Source organism: Massilia sp. CMS3.1 (assembly GCF_051262535.1).
GTDB lineage: Bacteria > Pseudomonadota > Gammaproteobacteria > Burkholderiales > Burkholderiaceae_D > Telluria.
In genome coordinates, this window is sequence record NZ_JBIMES010000013.1 from 13,782 (window position 1) to 39,764 (window position 25,983).

21 protein-coding genes are annotated in these 25,983 nt (G+C 65.4%); 9 read left to right on the forward strand and 12 right to left on the reverse strand.

Annotated elements, in window-relative coordinates; genetic code table 11:
* Nucleotides 1-37 precede the first annotated feature (37 nt).
* Nucleotides 38-2,218 carry a family 10 glycosylhydrolase gene (locus ACHAC9_RS19060; RefSeq protein ID WP_435762269.1) on the forward strand — a complete coding sequence of 727 codons (2,181 nt, stop codon included), beginning with the start codon at nucleotides 38-40 and terminating at the stop codon, nucleotides 2,216-2,218.
* Between the two features lie 24 nt (nucleotides 2,219-2,242).
* On the opposite strand, the gene ppc is transcribed toward ACHAC9_RS19060, so the two are convergent.
* Nucleotides 2,243-5,059: a phosphoenolpyruvate carboxylase gene (gene ppc, locus ACHAC9_RS19065; RefSeq protein ID WP_435762271.1), complete on the reverse strand. Its 2,817-nt coding sequence runs from the start codon at nucleotides 5,057-5,059 to the stop codon at nucleotides 2,243-2,245.
* 193 nt (nucleotides 5,060-5,252) lie between these two features.
* Between ppc and hemC the strand changes: the two genes are divergently transcribed.
* The 5 genes from hemC (at nucleotide 5,253) to ppa (ending at nucleotide 10,009) form a co-directional block, all read left to right on the forward strand.
* The gene (gene hemC, locus ACHAC9_RS19070) at nucleotides 5,253-6,206 is read left to right on the forward strand and encodes a hydroxymethylbilane synthase (protein ID WP_435762273.1); all 954 of its coding nucleotides are present in this window, start codon (nucleotides 5,253-5,255) and stop codon (nucleotides 6,204-6,206) included.
* Between the two features lie 18 nt (nucleotides 6,207-6,224).
* Entirely contained in the window at nucleotides 6,225-6,992 is a 768-nt protein-coding gene (locus tag ACHAC9_RS19075; RefSeq protein WP_435762275.1) for a uroporphyrinogen-III synthase, read from the forward strand.
* Complete coding sequence (locus tag ACHAC9_RS19080) at nucleotides 6,989-8,134, forward strand: uroporphyrinogen-III C-methyltransferase (RefSeq protein WP_435762277.1); 1,146 nt, start codon at nucleotides 6,989-6,991, stop codon at nucleotides 8,132-8,134. Before ACHAC9_RS19075 ends, ACHAC9_RS19080 begins: the two co-directional genes overlap by 4 nt.
* Before the next feature lie 4 nt (nucleotides 8,135-8,138).
* Nucleotides 8,139-9,335 carry a heme biosynthesis protein HemY gene (locus tag ACHAC9_RS19085; RefSeq protein ID WP_435762279.1) on the forward strand — a complete coding sequence of 399 codons (1,197 nt, stop codon included), beginning with the start codon at nucleotides 8,139-8,141 and terminating at the stop codon, nucleotides 9,333-9,335.
* A gap of 134 nt (nucleotides 9,336-9,469) precedes the next feature.
* Entirely contained in the window at nucleotides 9,470-10,009 is a 540-nt protein-coding gene (ppa, locus tag ACHAC9_RS19090; RefSeq protein WP_435762281.1) for an inorganic diphosphatase, read from the forward strand.
* 91 nt (nucleotides 10,010-10,100) lie between these two features.
* Here ppa and ACHAC9_RS19095 read toward each other — a convergent pair whose 3' ends face one another.
* The 9 genes from ACHAC9_RS19095 to ACHAC9_RS19135 form a co-directional block, all read right to left on the reverse strand.
* Nucleotides 10,101-11,522: a PA domain-containing protein gene (locus ACHAC9_RS19095; protein ID WP_435762283.1), complete on the reverse strand. Its 1,422-nt coding sequence runs from the start codon at nucleotides 11,520-11,522 to the stop codon at nucleotides 10,101-10,103.
* Nucleotides 11,515-11,925: a post-PEP-CTERM-1 domain-containing protein gene (locus tag ACHAC9_RS19100; RefSeq protein ID WP_435762285.1), complete on the reverse strand. Its 411-nt coding sequence runs from the start codon at nucleotides 11,923-11,925 to the stop codon at nucleotides 11,515-11,517. The genes ACHAC9_RS19095 and ACHAC9_RS19100 overlap by 8 nt, the downstream gene beginning before the upstream one ends.
* A 304-nt stretch (nucleotides 11,926-12,229) precedes the next feature.
* The gene (locus ACHAC9_RS19105) at nucleotides 12,230-13,303 is read right to left on the reverse strand and encodes a branched-chain amino acid ABC transporter permease (protein WP_435762287.1); all 1,074 of its coding nucleotides are present in this window, start codon (nucleotides 13,301-13,303) and stop codon (nucleotides 12,230-12,232) included.
* Nucleotides 13,304-13,309: 6 nt separating this feature from the next.
* Nucleotides 13,310-14,332, reverse strand: a complete 1,023-nt coding sequence (locus ACHAC9_RS19110) for a branched-chain amino acid ABC transporter permease (protein WP_435762289.1) — start codon at nucleotides 14,330-14,332, stop codon at nucleotides 13,310-13,312.
* A gap of 8 nt (nucleotides 14,333-14,340) precedes the next feature.
* Nucleotides 14,341-15,117: an ABC transporter ATP-binding protein gene (locus ACHAC9_RS19115; RefSeq protein WP_435762471.1), complete on the reverse strand. Its 777-nt coding sequence runs from the start codon at nucleotides 15,115-15,117 to the stop codon at nucleotides 14,341-14,343.
* Nucleotides 15,110-15,901 carry an ABC transporter ATP-binding protein gene (locus tag ACHAC9_RS19120; protein ID WP_435762291.1) on the reverse strand — a complete coding sequence of 264 codons (792 nt, stop codon included), beginning with the start codon at nucleotides 15,899-15,901 and terminating at the stop codon, nucleotides 15,110-15,112. The genes ACHAC9_RS19115 and ACHAC9_RS19120 overlap by 8 nt, the downstream gene beginning before the upstream one ends.
* Nucleotide 15,902: 1 nt before the next feature.
* A complete protein-coding gene (locus tag ACHAC9_RS19125; RefSeq protein WP_435762293.1) occupies nucleotides 15,903-17,099 on the reverse strand; it encodes a substrate-binding domain-containing protein in 1,197 nt (398 codons plus the stop codon).
* A 19-nt stretch (nucleotides 17,100-17,118) separates the two neighbouring features.
* Nucleotides 17,119-17,991 (reverse strand): alpha/beta fold hydrolase, encoded by an 873-nt coding sequence (locus ACHAC9_RS19130; protein ID WP_435762295.1) that lies wholly within the window; start codon nucleotides 17,989-17,991, stop codon nucleotides 17,119-17,121.
* A 112-nt stretch (nucleotides 17,992-18,103) separates the two neighbouring features.
* Nucleotides 18,104-20,476, reverse strand: a complete 2,373-nt coding sequence (locus tag ACHAC9_RS19135) for a TonB-dependent receptor (protein ID WP_435762297.1) — start codon at nucleotides 20,474-20,476, stop codon at nucleotides 18,104-18,106.
* A 268-nt stretch (nucleotides 20,477-20,744) separates the two neighbouring features.
* On the opposite strand from ACHAC9_RS19135, the gene ACHAC9_RS19140 reads away from it, so the two are divergent.
* Entirely contained in the window at nucleotides 20,745-21,638 is an 894-nt protein-coding gene (locus ACHAC9_RS19140) for a LysR family transcriptional regulator (protein ID WP_435762299.1), read from the forward strand.
* A gap of 44 nt (nucleotides 21,639-21,682) precedes the next feature.
* On the opposite strand, the gene ACHAC9_RS19145 is transcribed toward ACHAC9_RS19140, so the two are convergent.
* The gene (locus tag ACHAC9_RS19145; protein ID WP_435762301.1) at nucleotides 21,683-22,816 is read right to left on the reverse strand and encodes a GNAT family N-acetyltransferase; all 1,134 of its coding nucleotides are present in this window, start codon (nucleotides 22,814-22,816) and stop codon (nucleotides 21,683-21,685) included.
* Between the two features lie 32 nt (nucleotides 22,817-22,848).
* On the opposite strand from ACHAC9_RS19145, the gene ACHAC9_RS19150 reads away from it, so the two are divergent.
* Nucleotides 22,849-24,897, forward strand: a complete 2,049-nt coding sequence (locus tag ACHAC9_RS19150) for an NAD(+) synthase (protein WP_435762303.1) — start codon at nucleotides 22,849-22,851, stop codon at nucleotides 24,895-24,897.
* A gap of 35 nt (nucleotides 24,898-24,932) precedes the next feature.
* Complete coding sequence (locus ACHAC9_RS19155; protein WP_435762305.1) at nucleotides 24,933-25,271, forward strand: P-II family nitrogen regulator; 339 nt, start codon at nucleotides 24,933-24,935, stop codon at nucleotides 25,269-25,271.
* 30 nt (nucleotides 25,272-25,301) lie between these two features.
* Here the strand turns inward: ACHAC9_RS19155 and ACHAC9_RS19160 are convergent, their stop codons facing one another.
* Complete coding sequence (locus ACHAC9_RS19160) at nucleotides 25,302-25,910, reverse strand: trimeric intracellular cation channel family protein (protein ID WP_435762307.1); 609 nt, start codon at nucleotides 25,908-25,910, stop codon at nucleotides 25,302-25,304.
* Between the last annotated feature and the right edge of the window lie 73 nt (nucleotides 25,911-25,983).

Genomic DNA, 25,983 nt, shown 5'->3' on the forward strand with positions numbered 1-25,983 from the left:
ACGGGCCGTCGGTATGCGGACGTTCACGCACACAATAATGAAAAACAAGATACTGCTTGCTGCAATCGCAACCCTCGTTCTCGCCTCCACCGTCAGCCAAGCACAGACCGTGCCGCCGAAGCGCGAACTGCGCGGCGTGTGGATCAGTACCCACCTGAGTCTCGACTGGCCGAACCGCACCCAGACCCCGGCGCAGCAGCGGGCGGCCCTGGTCGGGATCCTCGACCACAACGCGGCCACCGGCATGAACGCAGCCTTCCTGCAGGTGCGCAGCCAGTCCGATGCGCTGTACCCGAGCGAGCTCGAACCCTGGTCCTACTATTTGACGAACAACCAGGGCAGCGCGCCGGCGCCGAGCTGGGATCCGCTGCAATTCGCGATCGAGGAGTCGCGGAAGCGCGGCCTCGAATTCCACGCCTGGATCAACCCCTACCGTGCGGTCGCGAACACGGCCACCGAGAGCAACCCCGTGCAATACGCGGCAAACCACATCTCGCGCACCCATCCGGAGTGGATGCTCACCGTCGGCACGGTCAAGATCCTCAATCCCGGCCTGGCCGCCGTGCGCGAGCACGTGACGAAGGTGATCCTCGACATCGTCAATCGCTACGACGTCGATGGAATTCATTTCGACGATTATTTCTATCCGGCCGGGACAATCAACGACGACGCAGCCTATGCGGCGGACCCGCGCGGCTTTCCCGCCACGACTGCAGTGCGTGCCGACTGGCGCCGCGACAACATCAACCTCTTGATCGCCGGCGTCAACGAGCGCATTCGTTCCGTCAAGCCGTGGGTCAAGTTCGGTGTCTCGCCTTCGGGCATCTACCGCAGCAGCACTGATCCGGCAGTCGGTTCGCCCACCTCCGCCGGCGCCTCCCAACATTTCCTGGGTAATTTCGCCGACACCCGCACCTGGCTGCGCGAAGGCTGGGTCGACTACCTGGCGCCCCAGGTCTACTGGTACATCGGCCAGAACGGTTCCGACTACAAGCTGCTGGTCCCCTGGTGGAACGAGAACAGCTTCGGGCGCCACATGTACATCGGCATTGCCGATTACAAGATGGCGACAAGCGGCTGGACGGATCCGAAGCAGGTCGCCAACCAGATCGCACTGAACCGCGCACAGGGGAACATCGCCGGCCAGATCCACTTCCGCCACGCCTTCCTGGCGGCCAATCCGCTTGGCTACCGCGACGACCTGCGGCAGAACGTCTACCAGCGTCCGGCCCTGATTCCCGCCATGCCGTGGAAGAGCAGCGTGGCGCCGCTTGCACCTGCGAACCTGGCCGCGAGCCAGGGAGACAATGCCGTCGTGCTGAGCTGGGCAGCGGCGGTCGAGGCGCGCGACGAACTGGAAAAGGTGCGCCAGTTCGCGGTTTACCGTTCGCCCGAGCGGATCACCGACGTCGACGCATCGCAGGACTTGCTGGGCGTCACGCATGGCACGGCGAACGCGTTCGCCGACACGAAGGCCGAGCCCGGGAAGTATTACTACTATACGGTGACCGCACTGAATCGCCTGAGCCAGGAGAGTGCGGGTTCGAACGTCGTCAGCAACGACTTCGAAGCGCCCACGGTGCGCACGCGCGATGTCTCGCTGACGCTGGCGAACGGCACGGCGAGCCTGCAGCCGGCCGACATCGACGGCGGTTCGAGCGACAACTGGGGCATCGAGTCGCTCGGCGTCTCGCAGGGCAGCTTCAGCTGCACCGACATCGGCGCGCGCAAGGTCGTCTTGAGCGCTGTCGATAAAGCCGGGCTGACTGCTTCGGGCGAGGCGAGCGTGACCGTGCTCGGCCGCGTGCCGCAGCCGTCGATCGCGGTCAGCCGCCTTGAGGCCACGCCGACCGGCGCTGCGGGCGATGCCATCGTGCTGGGGTATGGGGCGCAGAGTGTGACGCTCACGGCGAGCGACGCGGTAGCGGGGACCAGCTTTGCCTGGACGCCGGCGGCCGGCTTATCGGCCAACGGCGCGGTCGCCACCTTCACGCCGACCGCTGCCGGAACGTACACCTTCACCGCGCAGGCGATGAGCGGGAACGCTTGTCCTGCCGTCGCCAGCGTGACGGTATTGGTGACCGATGCGCGCTGCGGCGACGGCAAGGTGGCGGTGTGTCACAAGCCGAAGCAGGGCAGCAACGGCAGCATCTGCGTGGCGCCGAGTGTGGTGCAGGCCTTCATTCGCAAGGGCGAGACACTGGGCAGCTGCGGTTGATGTGGTACGCGGCCGTCAACAATATCAACCGGTATTGCGCAAGCCCGCCGCTACCCCATTGATCGACAAATGGATCCCCCGGTGCACGCGCGGATCCATCTCGCCCCCTTCGCTCACCTTGCGCGACATCGCGCGGTGGCGGTGGATCAGCTCGACCTGCAAGTGGTTCAAGGGGTCGAGGTAGGCGAAGCGGTTCTGGATCGAGCGCGCCAGCAGCGGGTTGGCCGCCAGGCGCTCCGTGGCGCCGGTGACCGCCTCCAGCTGGCGCAGCGTTTCGCCATGTTCGGCGGCGATGCGCTTGAAGATGCGTTCGCGCAGCGCCACGTCCGCCACCAGGCCGGCGTAGCGCGAGGCGATCGCCAGATCGGTCTTGGCCAGCACCATGTCCATGTTCGACAGCAGGGTGGCGAAGAAGGGCCATTCGCGGAACATCTCCTGCAGCGTGGCCAGGCGCTCGCCGCCCGTGTCTTCGTTCAGCCAGCCCCCGACGGCCGAGCCGAAGCCATACCAGCCCGGCAGCAGCAGGCGGCACTGGCCCCAGGAAAAGCCCCAGGGAATCGCGCGCAGGTCTTCGATGCGGCGCGTCGACTTGCGCGAGGCCGGACGCGAACCGAGGTTCAGTTCCGCGATCTCGGCAATCGGCGTGGCGGCGAAGAAGTAATCGGTGAAGCCCGGCGTCTCGTAGACCAGGTCGCGGTAGGCCGTATAGGCGCGCTGGGACAGCTCGGCCATCACGCCTTCGTACACGGCCAGCCGCTCGGCCTTCGCACCCTCGGCCGCATGCGGCATCAGGCTCGCCTCCAGCGTGGCCGCGACCAGCAGTTCCAGGTTGCGCCGGCCGATTTCCGGGTTCGAGAATTTCGAGGCGATGATCTCGCCCTGTTCCGTTAAACGGATCTGGCCGTTCACGGTGCCCGGCGGCTGTGCCAGGATCGCCTGGTAGCTCGGGCCGCCGCCGCGCCCGACCGTGCCGCCGCGGCCATGGAACAGGCGCAGCTTGACGCCGGCGCGCTCGAACACTTCGACCAGCTTCAGTTCGGCCCCGTACAGCTCCCAGTTCGAAGTAAGGAAACCGCCATCCTTGTTCGAGTCCGAATAGCCAAGCATGACTTCCTGCAGCCGGCCCTGGTTATGGACGATGCGCGTGACCGGCGCCAGGGCCATCCACGCTTCCATGATCGCGCCGGCGCGCTGCAGGTCGGGGATGGTCTCGAACAGGGGGATGACCATCACGTCGGAGACGCCCGCCGCCGGCCTTACCAGGCCCGCTTCCTTCAGCAGCAGCAGCACTTCGAGCAGGTCGGACACGGCTTCGGTGTGCGAGATGATGTAGTTGCGGATCGCGCGCGCGCCGTAGCGCTGGCGGATCTCGCGCGCTGCGCGCACGATCGCCAGTTCCGACTGCGTCTCGTCGGTATAGGTTTCGAACGGCGAATACAACAGGCGCGGCTGGGCGATTTCCGCCAGCAGCAGTTTCACCTTGTCGTCTTCCGATAGGGTCGCGTAGTCGGCTTCGACCTTGGCTTTTTCGAACAATTCGGCCAGCACGCGCTCGTGCACGTCCGAGGTCTGGCGCATGTCGAGCGAGGCCAGGTGGAAGCCGAAGATGTGCGCGGCGCGCATCAAGCCCGCCAGGCGCGGCGCGATCAGCATCGCGCCGTGGTTCAGTTTCAGGGACTCGGCGAGCACCTCCAGATCAAACGCGAATGCGGCGGCATCGGCATACGGCTCGGCGTGGCCGACTTCCTTGCGCAGGATGTTGGTCGCGCCGAGCGCGCGCGCGGTGCTTGCCAGGCGCGCATACATGCCGATCAGGGCACGACGGTAAGGCTCGTCGGCGCGGTGCTCGGACTGGTCGGTCGAGCGCTCGGCCAGCGTCTGCATGGCGGGCGTGATGTCGACCATCAGGGTGGAGGTCGACAGCTCGGCGCCCAGGGCATGCACTTCGTCCAGGTAAAAGTCGAGGATCGTGGTCGCATGGCGCATCGTCGCGTGGCGCATGGTGTCGGCGTTCACGTTCGGGTTGCCGTCGCGGTCGCCGCCGATCCAGCTGCCCATCTGGACGTAGGCCGCGTCGCCCAGTTGCGGCGCGCCGCCGTGGTACTGGACGCCGATCTCGTCCTCGATGTCGTCGTACAGCGCGGGCAGCTCGCGCAGAAAAGTGATGCGGTAATAGGAAAGGGCGTTCTCGATCTCGTCGGCCACCGTCAGCTTGGTGTAGCGCAGCATGCGCGTCTGCCACAGGGTGGCGATGCGGGCCTGCAGCAGCTGCAGGTTGCGCACCTGCTCTTTCGGCGTGAGCGCCTGGTCGCGCTCGGCCAGCAGGCGCGCGATGTCGTGCTCGGCGTCGAGGATCGACTTGCGCTGCACTTCGGTCGGGTGGGCCGTCAGCACTGGTGCGATCAGGGCGTTGCGCAGGAACGTCTCGATCGTCTTTTGCTCGACGCCGGCGCCACGGAGTTTACCCAGCGCATGGCCGACACTGCCTTCGCGCGGACGCGAGCCGGCCAGCGCGTGGGCGCGGCGGCGGCGGTTGTGGTGCTGGTCCTCGGCGATGTTGGCCAGGTGCGAGAAGTAGGAAAACGCGCGCACCACCGAGATGGTCTGGTTGCGCGTGAGCTTGTGCAGCAGTGTCGTCAGTTCCTCGCCCGCTTCCGGGTCGGCGTCGCGCCGGAAACGCACGGCGGTCTGGCGGATGGTTTCGACGACATCGAACACGGCGTCGCCCTCCTGGTCGCGCAGCACGTCGCCGAGCAGGCGGCCGAGCAGGCGGATGTCTTCTTTCAGCGGGGCGTCCTTGTCGACGCCGGCTTCAGGTACAGCTGCAACTTGTTTATCCATATCGGCCACTGTTCTCAATTGTCAGGTACACAAAAAGGGCATGGCGATCGGCCATGTTCCGGGGAAGGGGCGCATGCTAAAATTTGTGGTTCCATGCAAGAGCCGTTACCGGCATCGGCCTGATCGGCGCAACGACAGTGAAAGAATCCGTTTTGAAAGCAAAGACATGACGCAGCAGGAGCAGGGAGCACGCTTGCCATCACAGCTCATTATCGCCTCGCGCGAGAGCCGCCTGGCCATGTGGCAGGCCGAGCACGTGCGCGATCGTCTCGCCGCATTATATCCAGATTGTCAAATCAGCATTCTCGGCATGACGACGCGTGGCGACCAGATCCTCGACCGGACCTTATCGAAAGTCGGCGGCAAGGGCCTGTTCGTGAAAGAGCTCGAAGTGGCGATGGCCGAGGGCCGTGCCGACCTGGCCGTTCACTCGCTGAAAGACATGCCGATGGACCTGCCGGAAGGGTTCGAACTGGCGGCCGTGCTTGAACGCGAAGATCCGCGCGACGCCTTTGTGTCGAACGATTACGCCAGTCTCGGCGACCTTCCTGCCGGCGCCGTGGTCGGCACGAGCAGCCTGCGCCGGCAAGCCCTGATCTCCGCGCGCTATCCGCAGCTGGTGATCAAGCCGCTGCGCGGCAATCTCGATACGCGCCTCGGCAAGCTCGATCGCGGCGAGTATGCAGCGATCATTCTCGCGGCCGCCGGCCTGATCCGCCTCGGCCTGCCGCAGCGGATTCGCAGCGTGCTCGATCCTGAACTCAGCCTGCCGGCCGCAGGGCAGGGCGCGATGGCGATCGAAGTCGCCAGCGGCGCGCGTTCGGACGGCGTCGATCTGCAGGCGATCCTGGCGCCGCTGAACCATACGGCCACGCTGCATGCCGTGCTGGCCGAGCGCAAGGTCTCGAAAATCTTTGGCGGCAGCTGCCAGATTCCGCTGGCCGCGCATGCAACCATCGATGGCACGCACATGCACCTGCGCGCGATGGTCGCCACGCCCGACGGCACGCGCAGCGCCTTTGCCGAGCTGACCGGTCCGTCGGATCAGCCCGAGCTTCTGGGCGAACAGGTGTCGGCCCTGCTGGAAAAGCAGGATGCGCAGGCAATCCTGGCCGCGTGCCGGCAGGATGCCGCCGTCGATGTTTGATCTCGAGCGCGCACCTTGATGCCTGGCTCGGTCGTCATTACCCGTCCACGGGCCCAGGCCGAGAGCCTGGCGCGCGCCGTAGCGGCACTCGGGCGCACGCCGGTGCTGTTGCCGCTGCTGGAGATCGCGCCGCTGGCGGACCAGTCTCCGTTAGCGGCAGCGCTGGCGGACCTCGAGCGCTATGCGCTGGTCGCTTTCGTCTCGCCGAACGCCATCGACGCGGCGTTTGCGCATCTCGAGGGCTGGCCACGCCAGGTCGCGCTGGCCGTACTGGGCGAGGGCAGCCGCGCGGCGCTGGCGCGGCACGGGGTCGATAGCGGTAAGGCCACCATCCTCGCTCCGCTCGACCCGGCGCGCAGCGATTCGGAAACCCTGCTGGCCTCGCTGGACCTGGCGGCGCTGGCCGGCAAGCGGGTGCTGATCGTGCGCGGCGAGTCCGGACGCGAGCTGATGGCCGAGGGTTTTAGCACGGCCGGTGCCGAGGTCACGGTGGTGCCGGCTTACCGGCGCAGTGTGCCGGCATTGAGCCCGCAACTGGCGGCGCAACTGCGTGCCTTGCTGGACTCGCCGAACGACTGGATAATCACGAGCTCGGAGGCGTTGCGGGGGCTGTTCGCTTTGCTGCGCCAGCTTGGCGACGCGCTTGTCGAACAAATGCAACAGCAGCACGTCATCGTGCCGCACGCCCGGATTGCCGAGACCGCACAGGCACTCGGGCTGGCGCGGGTGACGCTTACCGGCTCGGGCGACGAGCGTTTGCTTGCCGCGTTACAATCTCAATCATGAACGAATTGCCGAATAATCCAGAGCTGCCGCCGATGCAGCCGTCCGCTGCGCCTTCCGCGCAGGTTTCCGAATCGTATCGTCCGCGCGCTCCGGAGCGCAGGGCGGGCCCGGGTCTTGCCGAGCAGCTCACGCGGCCGCTGTCGCTGGCCGTGATCGCGCTGGCCGTGCTGCTGGCGCTTCAAACCTGGTCGAGCCACAGCCGCATCAACACGCTGCGCCAGGAAATGGCGCGCAGTCTGCAAAAGGGCAACGAGACGAGCGCCGAGACGGCGTCGCTGGCGCGCGACATCGCCGAGCAATCGAAAGTGCTGCAGCTGAAGGTGGGCGTGCTCGAGAGCCGCCAGCTGGAAAACCAAAGCCAGCAACTGGCGCTGGAACAGCTTTATCAGGATTTGTCGAAGAGCCGCGACGAGTGGGCGCTGTCGGAAGTCGAGCAGGTGCTGTCCACCGCCAGCCAGCAGTTGCAGTTGGCCGGTAACGTACAGGGCGCCCTGATCGCGCTGCAAAATGCCGACCGTTCGCTGTCGCGCTCGGACAAGCCGCAATTCATCATCGTGCGCCGGGCGATCACCGCCGACCTGGAAAAACTCAAAGCCATGCCGGCCGTCGACTTGGCCGGCGTGGCCTTGCGCCTGGACGGCGTCATTGCCCAGGTCGACACGCTGCCATTACTCTCCGGTGAGAAGCCGCTGCTTCCGGCCGTGCCCGTGCGCGAGCAACGCATCACGGGGACTTCCGCACCGGCGCCGGACGCCACGTTGGGCATCGGCGGGCGCATGCTGGCCACCTGGCGTAGCTGGAGCGAGGAAATGTGGGACGACGTGCGCCAGCTGATCCGGGTGCGCAGCGTCGACACGCCGGAAGCACTGATGCTCTCGCCCGACCAGAATTATTTTGTGCGCGAGAACCTTAAATTGCGCCTGCTGAACGCGCGCCTGGCCCTGCTCTCGCGCGACGAGACGAGCTTCGCGAGCGACCTGAAGGCGGCCCAGGAAACGCTGGACAAATATTTCGACACGCGCGCCCGCACCACGCAGCAGGCCCAGTCGGCGCTGCGCCAGGTGCAGGCGAACAAGCTCGCGATCGAGATGCCGACGCTGGCCGACAGCCTGAACGCCGTGCGCAATTACAAGAAGCCTTGAAAACATGCGTCTACTTCTCTGGTTAGTCGCCCTGATGGCCGCGGCCATCGGCATTGCCGTGACGGCGCGCTTCAATCCGGGCAACGTGGTGCTGTTCTACCCGCCGCACCGGATCGACATGTCGCTGAACCTGTTCGTGGTGTTCCTCGCCTCCCTGTTCCTGACGCTGTACGGCTTGGCGCGGGCGGTCGTCTCGGCGCTGCGCATGCCCCAGCGCGTGGCGGCCTACCGTCTGCGCAAGCGCGAGCGGGACGGCAACAAGGGTTTGCGCGACGCCCTGAAAGCCCTGTTCGAAGGCCGCTTCGGCCACGCCGAAAAGGCCGCCATGCGCGCTGCCGAACTGCCCGAGAACGCCGGTCTTGCCGCCCTCATCGGCGCACGCGCCGCGCACCGCATGCGCGAACCGGTCCGGCGCGACGCCTGGCTGGCCGGCGTCGCCCACGACAACGCCCTGAAAACGGCACGCCTGATGACGCTCATCGAGCTGCTGGTCGACGAGCACCAGCCGGAAGCGGCGCTGGAAGCTGTCGCCGAACTGAACGCCAGCGGCCAGCGCCACATCCACGCGCTGCAATGGTCGATGAAGGCGAACCAGCAGGCCCGCAACTGGCCGGAAGTGCTGCGCCTGGTGCGCATCCTGGATAAACGCAAGGCGCTGCACCCGGCCCTCGCCGCGCGCTTACGCGAGCTGGCCTACGAGGCGCTGCTGTCGGAAGAGGGACGCGATCCGGAAGCAATCCGGCGCGTCTGGGCCGGCGTGCCGCCGGCAGACCGTACCACGCCCTACATCGCCGCGCGCGCAGCAAGCGCCTTCAACGCCAGCGGCCTGCAGGACGAAGCGCGCGTGATCGCCGAAGAGGCATTGAGGGCGGGCTGGGACGAGCGCGTCGTGCGCGCCTACCGCGACGCGGCGGGACCGGCCGGCTCGCCGACTTTGCTGGCCCAGATCGAGCATTGCGAAGCCTGGCTGCGCGAGCGTCCGAACGATCCGGAGCTGGCGCTCACGCTCGGCTCCCTGTGCCTGCGCCAGAAACTCTGGGGCAAGGCCCAGCGCTATCTGGAACTGGCGCTTTCGGACGCCACCCACTCGAGCATGGCGGGCGACATCCACCTGAAGCTGGCGCAGCTGCACGAAGCGCTTGGGCAGGCGGAGCCGGCGGCGAATCATTATCGGCAGAGCGCGCTGGCGAATATTCTTTGATGCCGCACTGACCGCCGATTGGTTAAAAAGTCCTGTCGACCGATCCGCACGGCAAGGTGCTGCGCCGCACAAGCCCATGCCTATTCGATATAATGCTCCCCTTTATTGATTTTTCAGCAACCAAGGAAACACCCATGAGCCTGAACCACGTCCCAGCCGGCCGCGATGTGCCGAACGACTTCAATGTCATCATCGAAATCCCGATGAACGCCGATCCGATCAAGTACGAAGTGGACAAGGACACCGGCGCGATCTTCGTCGACCGCTTCATGGGTACCGCGATGCACTATCCGTGCAACTACGGCTATGTGCCGCAAACCCTGTCCGACGACGGCGACCCGTGCGACGTGCTGGTGATCACCCCGTTCCCGCTGTTCCCGGGCGTCGTGGTCCGTTGCCGCGCCATCGGCGTGCTGAAGATGACCGACGAAGCGGGCGGCGATGCCAAGATCCTGGCCGTGCCGGTCGATAAGATCCTGCCGATCTACAGCCACTGGCAAAAGCCGGAAGACCTGCAAGACCTGCGCCTGCAGCAGATCCAGCACTTCTTCGAGCACTACAAGGACCTCGAAAAAGGCAAGTGGGTCAAGATCGAAGGCTGGGCCGGTCCCGACGAAGCGAAAGCCGAGATCGTCAATGGCGTCGCAGCGTACAAGGCCAAAGAACAGCAGTAATGTGCTCTTCGGCGTGAGAAGGCCCGGTCACCTTGTGGGTGGCCGGGCCTTTTTTGTTGCCGGGCGACGCGCAGTGCGCTCCTGGCCGCTGTTACCAGCCTATGTCGCGCAGCAGCGGATACGTCAGGTCGCGCGGTGGCGTCACCGTATGCGACAGGTCCGAGTTGATCGACGGCTCCATCAGCTGGTTCGGCTTGGCTTCCGTGGTGTAATGCGACACCGAGGAGCCCGGCTGATTCGGGTCGGGCGTATACATCAGGATGCGGCGGCGGGCGTCGGTACCGGCCAGGCGGTGCGGATCGACACCGAGGCTGGCGATGACGTTCGAACGGTTGCGCGAGCGCCCTTGCAGCGCCTCGCGCAACTTGATGCCCGCTTCCTGTGTCACGCGCACCGAAGGGATTTTGATGCTCGGATCGTCGCCGCTCATGCCGGTCGGCGCGCCTGGCGCGTTGTCCGCCACCACCATGCCGATCGCGCCGGCCGCTTGCACGTTGCGCGCCTTGTCGACAAAGCCGCAGCTGCCGCGCGAGACCAGGGCGATATTGCCGCGCACGGCCCAGGAGTTGCGTCTCGATAAAGGCGCGCAGGCCAGGCCGGTGCCGTCGGGTTGGTCGATCACCGGCATCAGGTGGCCTTTTACGGGCTTGCGGCCGAGCGGAGGGCCGAACGAGGCGTCGCCGACCGCGTAGTTGCCGGCCGCTTTGCCGGCGGCCTTGCCGAAGACCGTCAGGCGCGAGCGCGGATCGAGCACCGCCGGCACGGCCGCACTGACGTTCGGCCCGTTCCACGACAAGCGGTCGACGCTGATGGCCGAGGCCACTCGCTGTTCCGGCGTCATGTTGACCCATAGCTGCTCAGTGCGATTGTCGACGAGGTAGTGATCCCAGATCGAGGGAATGTCCTGGATCTCGGCGCCGGTTTCGTCGTCGGTGAAGGTCTGGAAGCCCAGGCCGTGCGCCATTTCGTGCAGCAGCACGGTGACGAGGTCGATGGCGGGCCCGGCGTTGTTGTCCAGGCCGAGGTAGAAGCCGGGACCAGGCAGGCAGTCGGGGAACAGGCCCAGGCGCGAGTTGAAGCGCGAAATGATGTGCGGCTCGCCCGGACTGGAGACGTCGACCGTGGCCAGTTTGCTGGCCAGCGCGCTTGGATACCAGGTGCCCAGACGCGGCGCGTTGGGGAAGTCGGACCAGATCTCGTTGGCGCCCGCCGAACCGAGCACCGCGCTGTTTTCGGTGCACGAAAGCGGCACGAAGGAGGCGCCGACGCGGACCGGCACGTTGCTGGTAAGGGTCGCGCCCCAGATGTCGGCGGCGTGCTGGAAAGCGATCAGGCGCTGCTCCCCGAGCGTGGTGCCTGGATTGCCGCCGACAGGCGCGACCGGCGTCGGGTCGTTGAAGCCGATGCCCGGCGCATTCTGGTTGACGATGGTGATGGTGGCCGCGCTTGCGCAGGCGAAGGCGGCACAGGACAGGACGAGGGCGGCAATGCGGGCTAGTTGAGGCTTAGTCATGGTGATGTTCCTCGTTGTGCTGGGTGGACGCGGGGGCGTGGACGGCTTTTTCGGCGGCTGCGGCGCCATGCACGCACTGCTCGGCCAGCTTGCCGTCGGCGCCCCGCGTGACGACCGAGTACACGAGGCCGCGTTCGCCGAGTCGCACCTGGCGGCTGCCGCTCGGATAAGTCACCAGGGCCGGCTGCGCCTGGGACTGGGCGCGCATGCTCGCCGATGGTGGCGGCGCCAGCGCACGGCTCTCTGCCGCGGTAGGGGCGCGCAGCTGCCCGGTCTGGGCGTCGCGCACAACGATCATGCCGGACTGCGTTTCGCCCGATTGCTCCTGCGCTAGGGCTGATGAGGACAAGCCGGCGCAGAGTACCGCGCACGGCAGGATTGCGAGGGTTTTCTTGTAGGACATGGTGGGTCTCCGCTCAAGCTTCAGATCGACGGCTTGCGGCGCATGAAGCAGGGCGCGCCCAGGCCAGGGGCCAGCAAACGTAGGACGGCGGTGTCAGGCACCGCCGTCACGATTCAGACCGTATCGAGCCCGGTCTGGTTCAGTGCGGGCTCGGTTCATCATAGGAGGTGAACGATCACGAACCTTGATCTGGCTTGAATGTGCGTAGCGGCCTGGCAGGCAGGTATCGCGCTGGTAGCAGCATGTCGGTGCTTCGGGAGGGGCATCGGCGGACGGCAGGACGCCGTCCGCGCGGGAGAAACGATCAGCGCCGGGCGAGATGGCTGCGCAGGCGCAGCTTGCCGACGATTCCAATCGGGAAGAAATAAATCGACAGCACGAACAGCACGCCCAGCCACAGCATCCAGCGGTCCGGATGCAGGGCGGCCGCCAGCAGCGGCACGCCTTCCATGGCCGTTGACGCATGCGCCATCAACTCTTTCAGGTAGTTCTGCGCCAGGATGAAGAGCGCGGCGCCGACCACCGCGCCGTACATCGTGCCCATGCCGCCGATCACCACGATCAGCAGGATGTCGGTCATCACCTCGAAGCCCAGCGAAGTCTTCGGGCCGACATAGCGCAGCCACAACGCCATCAGCGCACCGGCCAGTGCCGCCACCAGCGCCGCCAGGCAGTTGGCCCAGATGCGGTAGACGACGGTGCGGTAACCGAGCGCTTCGGCGCGGAACTCGTTCTCGCGGATCGCCTGCAGCACGCGTCCGAAAGGCGAATTGACGAGGCGCAGCAGGAACAGGAACAGCACCAGGCAGCCGAAGAACACCAGGTAATAGGTCAGCAGCTTGCCGTCGATCGCACGTCCGAACACCTCGCTCTCGAACAGCGTGAAGCCGGGCGAGAGGACTTCCGGCACGCTGAAGGTCTTGCCGTCCTCGCCGCCGGTGAAGTCCGACAGTTGCGAGGCCAGCACCGCGAACGAGGAGGCGACGGCCAGCGTGATCATCGCGTAGAAGATGGCGCGCACACGCAGGGCAAACAGGCCCACCACGAAGGCCAGGGCCAGCGCGAGAAGCAGGGCCAGGCCCAGGCCCGTCAATGCGGCCGACCAGGTCGGCTCGTCGACGGACGCCAGACCCAGGCCGATGCCGTAGGCGCCGATCCCGTAGAACATCGTGTGCGCAAACGAGACGATGCCGGTGTAGCCCAGCAGCAGGTCGTAGGACGCCACCAGCACGATGTAGACGCAGATCGTGGCCGCCGTGTTCAGCGGACGCGCGCCGCTGGTCAGGAAGGGTGCGAACGCCAGGCCGAGGAAGACCAGCAGCAGGACGAGCGTGAGGATGCGGCTGCGCGGCAGGTCGCCGGAGAGAAGTCGGTTCATGATGATTCAGCTCCCCGATTTCGAATACAGGCCGGCCGGACGCCACATCAGGACCGCGATCATCAGGGCGATGTTCGAGACCAGCGCGAATTTCGGGGTCAGGAAGCCGGCGTAGTTGGCCACCAGGGCCATCAGCAGCGAGCCGATGAAGCAGCCGCCCACCGAACCGAGGCCGCCGATGATGATCACGATGAAGATCATGACGATGGTCTCGCCGCCCATCGCGGCCGACAGGGTTTCCTTGTACAGGCCCCACATCACGCCGCCCAGGCCGGCCAGCGCGGAGCCGGCCGCGAACACGGCCACGAACAGGCGGCGGATGCGGTAGCCCAGGCTCTCGACCATGTCGAGGTTTTCAACGCCGGCGCGGATCAGGAGGCCGATCTTGGTGCGGTTCAGTGTCAGGAACAGCACTGCGAACACAACCAGGCCGACCACGACCGCGAGCAGGCGGTATTTTTCGATCGCCGCATCGCCCAGGAAGATCGCGCCGCGCAGGGAGGTCGGCAGCGGCAACGGGATGGTCTCGGCGCCCCAGATCACGTTGATCAGCTGTTCGGCGACGATCATGCCGCCCATCGTGATCAGGATCTGTTTTAAATGCTGGCCATACACCGGCATGATGATGATGCGCTCGAACGCCCAGCCGAGCAGCGCCGTGACGACCATGGCGAGGGTCACCGCCAGTCCCAGTACGCCCAGGTTGAGCAGCAGCGAATCGGCTTCCAGCGCCCAGCGCATCGGCAGCAGCACCAGGGTGGCGGTAAAGGCGCCGACCGACACGAAAGCGCCGTGGCCGAAGTTCAGCACGTCCATCAGGCCGAACACGAGGGTCAGGCCGCTGGCCATGATGAAGATCATCATGCCCATCGCGAGACCGGCCACCGTCAGGGTGACCCAGGTCGGGAAACTGCCGACCAGCGGCAGCATCACAAGCGCCAGTACGGGTACCAGCAGCAGCGGTGCGATGTCGCGCGGCGCGCTGGGCAGCGGGGTATCGGGCTGTGTAAGGGGAAGGGTTGCACTCATCGGGAGTCCTATTGGTGGGAGTCGAGCGACAGGCCGAGCAGGCGCTGCTGCAGCGTCTCGTCCTGCGCCAGCGCCGCCATCGTGCCGGCGTGGGCCACGCGGCCGTCGTCCATCACGCTGACGCTGTCGCCGAGCGAGCGCACGAAATTGAAATTCTGTTCGACCAGCAGGATGGTGGTCTCGAGGTCCTTCAGCTCGCGGAAGGCCGCGATCAGGCTCTGGACGATGCTGGGCGCGAGGCCCTTGGTCGGCTCGTCCACCAGCAGCAGTTTGCGCGGCTCGACGATCGCGCGGGCGATGGCAACCATCTGCTTCTGGCCGCCCGAGAGGTTCCCTGCCGGGTAATTCCAGAACTTTTTCAGGGCCGGGAAGAAGCCGAAGATCCAGTCGATCCTGGCCTGGTCCATCGGCCCGTTGCGGGCGGCCAGGTGCATGTTCTCGCGCACGGTGAGGCTCGAGAACACGGCCATGCTCTCCGGGACGTAGGCAATCCCGAGACGTGCGATGTCGGGCGTGGCGAGTTTGGTGATGTCCTGGCCGTCGAAGGTGATGCTGCCGGCGCTCGCCTTCCACAAGCCCATGATCGTGCGCAGGGTGGTGGTCTTGCCGGCGCCGTTGCGGCCCAGCAGGACCGCCAGGCCGCCGCGCGGCACGACCAGGTCCACCCCTTGCAGGATGTGGTACTGGCCGATGTGGGTGTGCACGCCGGATAGGGTGAGTAATGCATCAGACGCAGGCCGGGTGGCATTGTCCCCGTGGGCGCGAGACCCGCCCGGGCTACGCATGTTCGTTTTCGGGTGTTCCAAGATAGGCTTCCTGTACGATCTTCGATTGCATGACTTCGCCGGGGTTGCCGTCCGCGACCAGGGTGCCGTTGTGCAGCACGATGATGCGGTCGGCCAGCTGGCGCACGACGTCCATCTTGTGCTCGACCAGCAGCACGGTTTTGTTGCCATCGCGCTTGACGGCGTGGATCAGGTCGAGCACGACCGGCACCTCGTCCACGCTCATGCCGGCGGTCGGCTCGTCGAACATCAACACGCTTGGTTCGAGCGCCAGCAGGATCGCCACTTCCAGCTTGCGCTGGTCGCCGTGCGAAAGCGCGCCGACGATCATGTCGCGCTTGGCCGCCATCGCCACGCGCTCCAGGTAGTGCCCGGCGCGTTCGATCAGTTCCTTGTGCCCGAACCAGACCGAGAACATGTTCATGCCGACCCCGGCACGGCTTTGCACGGCCAGGCGCACGTTTTCCATCACCGTCAGGTGCGGGAACAGGTTCGTGAGCTGGAACGCGCGCCCGATGCCGAGCCGCGTGCGGCGCGCCGCCCCGTGGCGCGTGATGTCCTCGCCCTTCAGGATCACGCTGCCCGCGCTTGCCGGCAACTGGCCCGAGACCAGGTTGAAGTAGGTCGTCTTGCCGGCCCCGTTCGGGCCAACGATCACGGTCAGCGTGCCGGGGTAGAAGTCGGCCGTCACCGCGTTGACGGCGACGTGTCCGCCGAAGCGGATCGTCAGGTCCCGCGTGGACAGCGACGGCTGCTGCGCCGCCTTTGCGTTGGCGTCGATCATGTCAGCGCTTGTTCCTGATCGGCAGCGGCAGCTCGGCGGTCGGGATCTCGCGCACCAGTTCCAGCAGGTCCCATTCGTTCTTCTGGTCCTTCTTGATGCGGAAGTGGTACATCGACTGCAGCGCCTGGTGGTCTTCCTTGCGGAAGGTCATCGGGCCCTTCGGCGTCTCGAAGCGCATCCCTTCCATCGCCGTGACCAGCTGCTCGCTGTTCCCGCTCGGGACTTTCGACAGCGCGGTGAAGACGGCGCTGGCCGCGGCGAAGCCGCCGGCGGTGAACATGTCGGGCGGCGCCTTGAAGCGCTTGGTGTGTTCGGCCACCAGCCAGTCGTTCATCTTGTTCTTCGGGAAGGCGTAGTAGTAATACACCGTGCCCTCGGTGCCGCCGTAGTTCTTCCAGGTCTTCATCACCGGCAGGATGTTCCCGCCGGGCGCGAGCGAGATGCCGAAGCGCTCGGGCTTCATGTCGGCGATCTTGTTCATCGGGTTCGGGCCGGCCCAGATGATGCCCAGCACGCGCGGCTGCGGCTTGTCTTTCAACGCATCAAACAAGCGCTGCGTCGGCGCCGTGAAGTCGGTGGCGGCGGCCGGGGCGTATTCCTCGTGCACGACCTTGGCCTTGCTGCCGGTGGCCGCGAGGGCTTCCTTGCCGGCCTTGACCGCGTCGCGGCCGAATGCGTAGTCCTGGGCCAGGAAGGCGACGCTGCCGCCTTTCAGGGTACTGGCGACGGCCATCGCGTCCTGCATCGAGCTGCGCGCGGTGCGGAAGATGTACTTGTTCCATTTGTCGCCGGTGATTGCATCGGCCACGGCCGGCTCGACGATGAGCACCTTCTTGTATTCTTTCGCCACCGGCAGCATGGCGAGCGCCGAGCCGGACGAACTGGTGCCGACCGCGATGTCGACCTTGTCGTCGCCATACGCCTCGGCCAACAGGGTGCGCCCGAGGTCCGGTTTGCTCTGGTCGTCCTTGACGATGACCTTCAGTTTGCGCCCGCCGATTTCCATCTTGCCGCCGGTGAGGTATTCCAGGCCCATCATGAAACCGGTTTCGGTTTCCTTGGCATAGGCTTCGAGCGCGCCGGTCTTGCCGGCGATGAGGGCGATCTTCAGGTCGGGGGCGGCCAGCGCGTAGGGCGCGGCGCCGGCGGCGAAGGCGGCGAGGACGGCAGCGCTGAGGGGTTTGATCAGATGGTGCATGGAGTCTCCTGTTTCTGTTTTAAGGAAGCCGCGCGAGGAACTGGCGGATTGCGCTGAAGGCTTCCGGTTCGGTGAGCATCGGCGCATGGCCGACGTTCGGCACTTCGGTGTACTGCATCGTGGGTGCGGCGCGCCGCATCCACGCCGCCTGTTCCGGTTCGACCAGGTCGGACAGGGCGCCGCGTACCAGCAAGGTCGGGCGCTTGTGCGCCAGGCGCTTGAAGGCGAGGCGTCCGGCCAGCGAGGTCGGGCGCAGTTTACCTGTTTGCAATGCTATCGCAATACGCGGGTCGTAGCGCAGTGCCAGCTTGCCCGATTCGTCTTCCATGAACGCGCGGCGCGCCCACTTGCCCCACTCTTCGTCCGGCGCATCCGGGAAGGCGCAGCTATTGATGTCCTTCAGGTAGGCGCTGGCATCGTCCCACGAGGCCAGGGTGCCGCAGCGTCCCGCGTAGCCGGCAATGCGCGCCAGGCCCTTGAGGGAGAGTACCGGGCCGACGTCGTTGATCACCGCGCCCGCGATCAGTTCGAGGTGGCGCACGGCGAGCGTCATCGTGATCAGGCCGCCCATCGAGGTGCCGATGAAAATGGCGCGTGCGATGCCCAGGTCGTGCATCAGCTTGACGACGTCGCCGGCATACACGACCGGGTTGTAGTTGGCGGGATTCGGGTCGCGCGCCGAGTGCCCGCGCCCGCGCACGTCGGGAACCAGCACGCGCCGGCCGAGGGCGGCGATGTCCGGTGCCAGCTCGTCGAAGTCGCCCGAATTGCGGGTCAGGCCGTGCAGGCAAATAACGGGAAGACGTGCCGGCCCTGCGCCCGCGGCGTAATCGCGAGCGTACAGGCGCAGGCTATCGTCGCTCGTATAGCTGATTTCAGTGTAGGTGGACATGTAACCCCGTAATCAATGAGGGTGACTCGTACGCCGGCAGGCCGCTGTGTGGCGTGACGTGAGCCTGGCAAGGGGCGTCCCGGTGGACGCCCCTTGCCGTCTTCGGGGCGGATCAGAACTTCAGGTTCAGGGTCGCGCGCACAGTGCGTGGGTCGCCGTAGAAAGCGGTGACGGTATTGAAGAAGCCGGAGAAGTTGTAGCCGGCGACCTTGTAGCGCTTGTCCGCCAGGTTGCGGCCATGCAGTCCGACCTGGATCTTGCGGTCGGCGCTGGTCCACACCAGGCCCGCATCCCACAGCGCGTAACCGTCCTGGGCCAGCGCCAGGTTACCGGGAACGGTCGGATCCAGGGCCGGGATGCCGGGCGCGCTCACGATCTCGGTCTGGTAAACACGGCTCTTGTAGGAGAGGCTGTTGGCCAGGCTGAGCGAACCATTGCGGCCAGCTATCGCGAACGGCCAGTCGTAGTTCACCCCGATGTTGGCGGCGTTCCTTGGCGTATTCTGGAACTCGGTGTTCGGCGCGATATTGACCAGGCCAGTGGCGTTCGCGACAAACCATTCCTTGTAGTCGGCGTCGATGTGGCTGTACATCGCGTTTACGCTCAACTGGTTGGTCACGTAGGCGAGGGCCTCCAGTTCGAGGCCCTTGATCTTGGCCTTGCCGGCGTTCGTCAGGCTGCCGGCGAAGCCGTTCACGCTGCCGTTTGCGGCGAAGGTCGGGATCGAGCCCGGCACCTGGACATTCTTGTAATCCGTGTAGAACACCGCCGCGTTGGTCTGGATCCGGCCGCCGTTCAGGGCCGATTTCAGTCCCAGTTCGACGGTGCTGACTTCTTCCGGATCGACGCCGCGGCGCTTGACCAGGGAGGCCGGGCTGGTCGGGCCGCCAGTTGCCACCAGGTCCATGCGCGGGTCAAACATGCCGCCCTTGAAACCCTTGGCGAAGGTGCTGTAGACGTTATGTTCCGGCGCCAGCTTCCAGCCAAAGCCAATCTTCGGCGTGAACTTCTTGTCGGTGCGGTGCAGGGCATCGGGGCCGAGGTCGGTGTTCGGCGCGGCGAGCGGGACGGCGCCCGGGTTGCCCAGGTTCGGCGAGCCCGCCAAGCCAAGGTAGGTGCGCTTGAAGATAGCCGCGGTGCGCTCGTCGCTGGTGTAGCGGCCGCCGACGGTGATGTTGAAGGTGTCGGTCAGGCTGTAGCTGGCGTCGGCGAACACGGCCCAGGTTTCGGTGTCGATGTCGTCGCGGGTCAGCAGCGACAGGCCGCCCAGCGCGTTGTACAGCACGTCGAATTCATTGAAGGCGTTGGTCTTCATGAAGAACACGCCGGCCACGCCCTGTATGCGCGAACCGGTGTAGGTCAGCTGGAATTCCTGGCTGGTCTGCTTGTCGCTGTAGATCGACGGCGCCTCCCAGATCGGCGTGTTGAGCGAATCGAAGTCGATCGGGGCATACGACAGCGATTTGCGGTAGGCCGTGATCGATTTCACCGACAGGGTCGGGTCGACCGTGTATTCGAGAAGCAGAGAGCCGCCCTCGGTCGTCACCTTCTGCTCCTGGCCATTGACCGCGTACAGGTTGGCGCGGGTGTCGTAGAAGTCGCCGAGCGGGGCAAGGTTGGCGGGGGCCGGGCCCGGGGTCAGGCGATAGCCCTGCTTGGGCTCCGACTTGTCGACCGTTTTGTCCGCGGTGAAGCGCATGAACAGGTCGCTGGTCGGGGTCATCTCGGCGCTGAAGCGGCCCGCCACCACGTCCTTGTTGTAGTTTTCCCGGCCGTTGACGACGTTCTTGCCGAAGCCGTCACGGTTGAAGGTGCCGACGGTGGCGCCAAGACGCAGGATGTCCGAGACCGGCGTGCTGCCCTTTAGCACGAGGTCTTTTTGGCCGTAGTTACCGACCGTCGCCTTGACGTCGAAGGTGGGTTTCGAGGCGAGTTTGCGGGTTACGTACTTGACCGCGCCGCCGATCGTGTTGCGGCCATACAGGGTACCCTGCGGACCGCGCAGCACTTCGATGCGCTCGAGGTCGTAGATGTCGGTCAGGGCACCTTGTGGACGCGCCAGGTAGACGTCGTCGAGATAGATGCCGACGCCCTGTTCGAAACCGGCAACCGGGTCCTGCTGGCCAATGCCCCGGATGAACGCGGTCAGTGTTGTATTCGTGCCCCGCGACGCCTTCAGCGTCGTGTTCGGGACCTTTTCGGTCAGCGCGGTAATGTCGGGAATGGCCTGCTTTTCCAGTTCGGCGCCTGAGAGCGCAGTGACGGCGCCGGGGACATCCTGGATCAGCTCCGCGCGCCGGCGCGCTGTGACGATGACCTTGTTGATGCTGCCGTCGGCGGCGACGGCGCCGGCCTGCGCTTCCGGGGTTCCTTCGGATTGCTGGGCCTGGGCAATTCCGATCGGGCCGGCATAGATGGCCAGCAGGACGGCGGTGGAAATGGCAGAACGGTTGAGTCGCGCAAACTTCTTATTACTGACACGCATTTCCTGTCTCCTGGTTTTGTATGGCGTTATGTTCGGAATCGCACGCAGAGCAGTGTGCTCCGGTTCGGTCTGGTTGAAAAGATAATTGAACGCCCACCCCTTGTGCGTGAATGCACAGGCCGCTGCACCGGACCGGTGCGTTGTTCATGCAGGAGGAATGCTGCGATCGCACAATTTTTGTGCTGATAAGCATGCATATGGGAATTGATTGCGGGAGGAATGTGCACTGGTGCACAATACGTCGTCTTAATACAAAACAAACGTGCCGATGAATACCCTGCCTGAGTGGACCGACCTCCGATTCTTCCTCGAGCTGGCGCGCGCCGGCACGCTGTCGGGCGCCTCGCGCCGGCTCGACGTCGAGCACACGACGGTCGCGCGCCGCATCGATCGCCTCGAAAAGGAGCTCGGCACGACCCTGTTCGACCGTTCGCGCGAAGGCTACGAGTTGACCGAGATGGGCCTGGCGCTGCTGCCGCATGCCGAAGCGATGGAAGGCGCGGCGCTGGCCGCGGCCGAGCAGCTGGGCGGGGCGGAAGTGGCGGCGCATGGCGTGGTGCGCCTCGGCGTGCCGGAAGTGTTCGGGGTGAAGGTGGTGGCGCCGCTGCTGGTCGGCCTGCTCGATGCCAATCCTGACCTGACGATCGATTTATTGGCCTTGCCGAGTTTTGCGAACCTGGCCAACCGCGAGGCCGACCTGGGCGTGATGCTCGACCCGCCGACCACGGGACGCTACATGGTCACGCGCCTGGCATCGTTCCGCTTCTACCTGTACGCGTCCCCGGCGTATCTGGCCAGGCATCCGCCGATCCGCCAGCAGTCCGACCTGTCGCAGCATTACTTTGTCGATTACGTGCAGGACCGGCTGGCGAGCCGCGAGCTGTCCTATCTCGACGAACTCGGCTTCACCCCGCGCCGGCGCCTGTGCTGCTCGGGCATGACGGCGCAGATCGAAGCGGCCTCGCTCGGCATGGGCCTGATGATGGCGCCGCCGTATGCGGTGCCCGACGACGGCAGGCTGGTACCGGTGCTGCCGGGCTTCTTTGCCGAGCGCTCGTTCTGGCTGGCCGCGCCGACCGATCTGTACCGGCTGCGCAGGGTAAAGGTGGTGTGGAACCTGCTGCGCGATTACGCCGACAGCCAGCCGTCGCTGTTTGTGTAGGGCGCAAGCGGATATTTCCGGCTACGTCCACTACGGCTGCCGGCTCACCCCTTGAACGGATTCCTCTCGTTCAGCTCACTCATGTACTCATCGATCCCGCCCGCCTCGCGCTCGAGGAAGCGCTCTATCGCATCGGCGAACGACGGATGCGCCAGCCAGTGGGCCGACCAGGTGCGCGTCGGCAGGAAGCCGCGCGCCATCTTGTGTTCGCCCTGGGCCCCGCCTTCAAACGTTTTGATCCCTTGTTCGATACAGAATTCGAGCGGCTGGTAATACGCCGCCTCGAAATGCAGGCAGGGCACGTGTTCCAGCTCGCCCCAGTAGCGGCCGTACAGCGTGTCGGCATTGTGGATCACGAGCGAGGCCGCAATCGCCCGGCCTTCGCGCTCGGCGATCACGAGCAGGATATTGTCCGGCATGGTCCTGCCGATGCGCCTGAAGAAGTCGAGGTTCAGGTAGGGCGTCGAATGGTGCGCCGCATAGGTGTGGCGGTAGCAGCGGTTGAAGAGCTTCCAGTCGGCGTCGGTCGCATCGCGCCCGCGCACGCGGCGCATCGTCACGCCGGCTTCACGCACCTTGCGCCGCTCGGCGCGGATGTTCTTGCGCTTTTTCTGTTCGAGGGTGGCGAGGAATTCGTCGAAGTCGGCATAGCCTGGATTGAGCCAGTGGAACTGCACGCCGCTCCTGAGCATGAAGCCCGCGTCCTGCAACTGGCGCGCATGCTCCTCGGGCGGGAACAGGATGTGAGTCGACGAGACTTCGGTGGCGCGCTGCGTCGCCGCGAGCACCGCGATCAATGCCGCCCGCGCGGCGGCGTCGCTTGCCAGCAAACGGGGACCCGCCACCGGCGTGAACGGCACCGCCGCCAGCAGCTTCGGGTAGTACTCCAGGCCATGGCGCTGATAAGCATCGGCCCAGGCCCAGTCGAACACGTACTCGCCGTAGGAATGGCCTTTCACGTACAGCGGCAGCGCGGCCGCCAGCACGTCGCCGTCGTACAAGGCGATGTATTGCGGCTGCCAGCCGGACTCGGGCGAGGCGCTGCCCGATTCATGCAGCGCGTGCAGGAAGGCATACGAGAGAAACGGGTTTGCTTCCTCCTGCCGGGCCAGCAAGCCATCCCAGGCTTCCTGGCCGATCTCGGACAGGGAAGAAACGATATGCGTGCGATAATTCAAAATTGCTCTTATACCTATTCAGGGCACACCAAATGACCAACCGATTTTACAATCTGTATTCCCATGGCTTCGCGCGCGTGGCCGTCGCGATTCCGCGTTGCCGCATCGCCGACCCCGCTTATAACGTCGAGCAGACCCTGTCGCTGGCGCGCCAGGCGGCCGGGCAGGGTGCGGCCCTGGTCGCCTTCCCGGAACTCGGCCTGTCGGCCTACAGCTGCGACGACCTGTTCCACCAGAAGGCCCTGCTCGATGCTTGCGAGGAAGGCTTGAAAGCCATTGTCGAGGCATCGAATAGTTTACCAATGGCGATGGTAGTTGGCCTGCCCCTGCGGGTCAATCACCAGCTGTTCAATTGTGCGGCCGTGGTGGCAAGCGGGCGTGTGCTGGGCCTGGTGCCGAAGAGCTACCTGCCGAACTACGGCGAATTCTACGAGTCGCGCCAGTTTTCAGCGGCCGAATGCGCCGCCGTCGATGCGGTCGAGCTGTTTGGCGAGCCCGTCCCTTTTGGGGCGAACCAGGTGTTCGAGGTCGAGAACCTGCCGCTGCTGCGCTTTCACGTCGAGATCTGCGAAGACGTCTGGGTGCCGGTGCCGCCGTCCTCGTTCGCGGCGATGGCCGGCGCGACGGTGCTGGTGAACCTGTCGGCCTCGAACGTGCTGGTCGGGAAAAGCACCTATCGCCACCAGCTGGTGAGCCAGCAGTCGGCGCGCTGCATGGCCGCTTACCTGTACACCTCGGCCGGGCGCGGCGAATCGAGCACCGACATGGCCTGGGATGGCCAGGCGATCATTTACGAGAAGGGCGAGATGCTGGCCGAGTCGCAGCGTTTCCTCGACGAGTCGCACATCATCTTCGCCGACGTCGACCTCGAACGCCTGTCGCAGGAGCGCATGCGCGCTACCACCTTCGCCCAGTCGGCGCGCCGGCACGCGGACGAAGTAGCGAAGTTCCGCGTCCAGCGCGTCAAACTCGCGCTGCCGTTCGAGACGACGCTGCCCCTGGCGCGCGAAATCGAGCGCTTCCCGTATGTGCCGGCCGAGCGCGCCCTGCGCGACGAGCGCTGCACCGAGGTCTACAACATCCAGGTACAGGCCCTGATCCAGCGCCTGTCCTCGAGCGGCATCCAGAAGGTGGTCATCGGCGTGTCGGGCGGTCTCGATTCGACCCACGCCCTGTTGGTCTGTGCCGCGGCGATGGACCGCCTTGGCCTGCCGCGCACCAACATCCTGGCCTACACGATGCCGGGCTTCGCCACCAGCGGACGCACGCTGCAGCAGGCGCATGCGCTGATGGACGTGGTCGGCTGCAGTGCCAGGGAAATCGACATTCGCCCGAGCTGCCTGCAAATGCTGAAAGACCTGAACCACCCGTTTGCGCAAGGGCAAGAGCAGTACGACGTCACCTTCGAGAACGTGCAGGCGGGCGAGCGCACCAATCACCTGTTCCGGCTCGCGAACCACCTGGGCGCGATCGTGATCGGCACCGGCGACCTGTCCGAGCTGGCGCTTGGGTGGTGCACCTACGGCGTGGGCGACCATATGTCGCACTACAACGTGAACGCCAGCGTGCCGAAGACCCTGATTACGCACCTCGTGCGCTGGGTGGCGGAAACCGGCGCGGTGGTCAAGGGCGGCGCCGAAGTGCTGCTCAACGTCCTGGGCACCGAGATCAGCCCGGAGCTGGTGCCGGGCAAGGAAGGCGACGACAAGCCTGCGCAGATCACGGAAAGCGTGATCGGGCCTTACGAACTGCAGGATTTTAATTTGTATTACATCCTGCGCTACGGCTTCACGCCCTCAAAGGTCGCTTTCCTGTCCTACTCGGCTTGGCGTGCGCGCGGGGAAGGGCGCTGGCCGGACGAGCATGGGTCGCGCAACGAGTACGACCTGGCCGCCATCAAGCGCAACCTGTCGATCTTCCTGTTCCGTTTCTTCAAGACCAGCCAGTTCAAGCGCAGCTGCGTGCCGAACGGCCCGAAAGTCGGCAACGGCGGCTCGCTGTCGCCACGCGGCGACTGGCGCGCCCCGAGCGACTCGGAAGCGACGGTCTGGCTCGACGACCTGGCGAATATTCCGGACTAACATTTTCAACACCACGATGCGAACAAGGAGCAGACATGAAACAGATTACCTGCGTAATCAAGCCTTTCAAACTCGACGAAGTACGTGAAGCGCTGGCGGACGTGAACGTCACCGGCCTTACCGTCACCGAAGTCAAAGGTTTTGGACGCCAGAAGGGCCATACCGAGCTGTATCGCGGCGCTGAATACGTGGTCGACTTCCTGCCAAAGGTAAAGATCGAGGTAGTGGTGGACGACGCCGTGGTCGACCATGTGGTCGACGCCATCATCAAGGCTGCGCGCACCGGCAAGATCGGCGACGGCAAGATTTTCGTGCAGGATGTGCAGCAGGTGATTCGGATTCGCACCGGCGAGACCGGGGCCGACGCGGTGTAAGCGGGTCGGGATGAATCCGGATGGGACGCGTCAACGTCCCATCTGGATATCGAATTTCCAGGTCACCAGCCGCAGCACGCTGATGAACAGTGCGCTGCTCCACAGCGCGAAGTCGTGCGACGCATTCGTGTACAGCCCCATCAGCAGGAACATCCAGTTGCCCAGGAATGCGCAGAGCGCATAGGGTTTCCCGTCCCTGAACACCATCGGCACTTCGTTGCAGACGATGTCGCGTAGCACGCCACCGAAAATTCCCGTGATCACGCCCATCATCGAGGCGATGAAGAACGGCATGTTGGCGTCCAGCGCTGCCGACACACCGGCGATCGAGAACAGGCCCAGGCCGACGGCGTCGGCAATCACGATCAGCCGTTCGGACACGATATGGCGCAGCGTGCGGATCAGGGGAGACGCGATCAGGGCCAGCACGAAGATCAGGATCGCGTATTCCTGGTGCGTGACCCAGAACAGCGGACGGCGGTCGAGCAGGATGTCGCGCAGGGTGCCGCCGCCAAAAGCGGCAATGAAGGCGACCGTGAAGACGCCCACCAGGTCCATGCGCTTGCGGCGCGCTTCGATGAAGCCGGAGAAGGCGCCGACCAGAATCGCCATGATTTCGATGAACTTGATGAGGGTCATGCAACGGACTATTCAGTGGGCATGTTGCTAGCCTAACATGCGGCGCAGGCCGGGCGGTAGGGCGCAGCGCTGG

What these genes read in the sequence shown, in the direction of transcription:
- ACHAC9_RS19120 (WP_435762291.1), bottom strand. Translation starts at nt 15,901, where the DNA reads ATGATCGACGCCAACGCAAAGGCGGCGCAGCAGCCGTCGCTGTCCACG.
- ACHAC9_RS19085 (WP_435762279.1), top strand. Translation starts at nt 8,139, where the DNA reads ATGCGTCTACTTCTCTGGTTAGTCGCCCTGATGGCCGCGGCCATCGGC.
- ACHAC9_RS19075 (WP_435762275.1), top strand. Translation starts at nt 6,225, where the DNA reads ATGCCTGGCTCGGTCGTCATTACCCGTCCACGGGCCCAGGCCGAGAGC.
- ACHAC9_RS19115 (WP_435762471.1), bottom strand. Translation starts at nt 15,117, where the DNA reads ATGCGTAGCCCGGGCGGGTCTCGCGCCCACGGGGACAATGCCACCCGG.
- ACHAC9_RS19140 (WP_435762299.1), top strand. Translation starts at nt 20,745, where the DNA reads ATGAATACCCTGCCTGAGTGGACCGACCTCCGATTCTTCCTCGAGCTG.
- ACHAC9_RS19160 (WP_435762307.1), bottom strand. Translation starts at nt 25,910, where the DNA reads ATGACCCTCATCAAGTTCATCGAAATCATGGCGATTCTGGTCGGCGCC.
- ACHAC9_RS19095 (WP_435762283.1), bottom strand. Translation starts at nt 11,522, where the DNA reads ATGACTAAGCCTCAACTAGCCCGCATTGCCGCCCTCGTCCTGTCCTGT.
- ACHAC9_RS19125 (WP_435762293.1), bottom strand. Translation starts at nt 17,099, where the DNA reads ATGCACCATCTGATCAAACCCCTCAGCGCTGCCGTCCTCGCCGCCTTC.
- ppa (WP_435762281.1), top strand. Translation starts at nt 9,470, where the DNA reads ATGAGCCTGAACCACGTCCCAGCCGGCCGCGATGTGCCGAACGACTTC.
- ACHAC9_RS19130 (WP_435762295.1), bottom strand. Translation starts at nt 17,991, where the DNA reads ATGTCCACCTACACTGAAATCAGCTATACGAGCGACGATAGCCTGCGC.
- ppc (WP_435762271.1), bottom strand. Translation starts at nt 5,059, where the DNA reads ATGGATAAACAAGTTGCAGCTGTACCTGAAGCCGGCGTCGACAAGGAC.
- ACHAC9_RS19100 (WP_435762285.1), bottom strand. Translation starts at nt 11,925, where the DNA reads ATGTCCTACAAGAAAACCCTCGCAATCCTGCCGTGCGCGGTACTCTGC.
- ACHAC9_RS19135 (WP_435762297.1), bottom strand. Translation starts at nt 20,476, where the DNA reads ATGCGTGTCAGTAATAAGAAGTTTGCGCGACTCAACCGTTCTGCCATT.
- ACHAC9_RS19150 (WP_435762303.1), top strand. Translation starts at nt 22,849, where the DNA reads ATGACCAACCGATTTTACAATCTGTATTCCCATGGCTTCGCGCGCGTG.
- ACHAC9_RS19155 (WP_435762305.1), top strand. Translation starts at nt 24,933, where the DNA reads ATGAAACAGATTACCTGCGTAATCAAGCCTTTCAAACTCGACGAAGTA.
- ACHAC9_RS19060 (WP_435762269.1), top strand. Translation starts at nt 38, where the DNA reads ATGAAAAACAAGATACTGCTTGCTGCAATCGCAACCCTCGTTCTCGCC.
- ACHAC9_RS19105 (WP_435762287.1), bottom strand. Translation starts at nt 13,303, where the DNA reads ATGAACCGACTTCTCTCCGGCGACCTGCCGCGCAGCCGCATCCTCACG.
- ACHAC9_RS19080 (WP_435762277.1), top strand. Translation starts at nt 6,989, where the DNA reads ATGAACGAATTGCCGAATAATCCAGAGCTGCCGCCGATGCAGCCGTCC.
- ACHAC9_RS19110 (WP_435762289.1), bottom strand. Translation starts at nt 14,332, where the DNA reads ATGAGTGCAACCCTTCCCCTTACACAGCCCGATACCCCGCTGCCCAGC.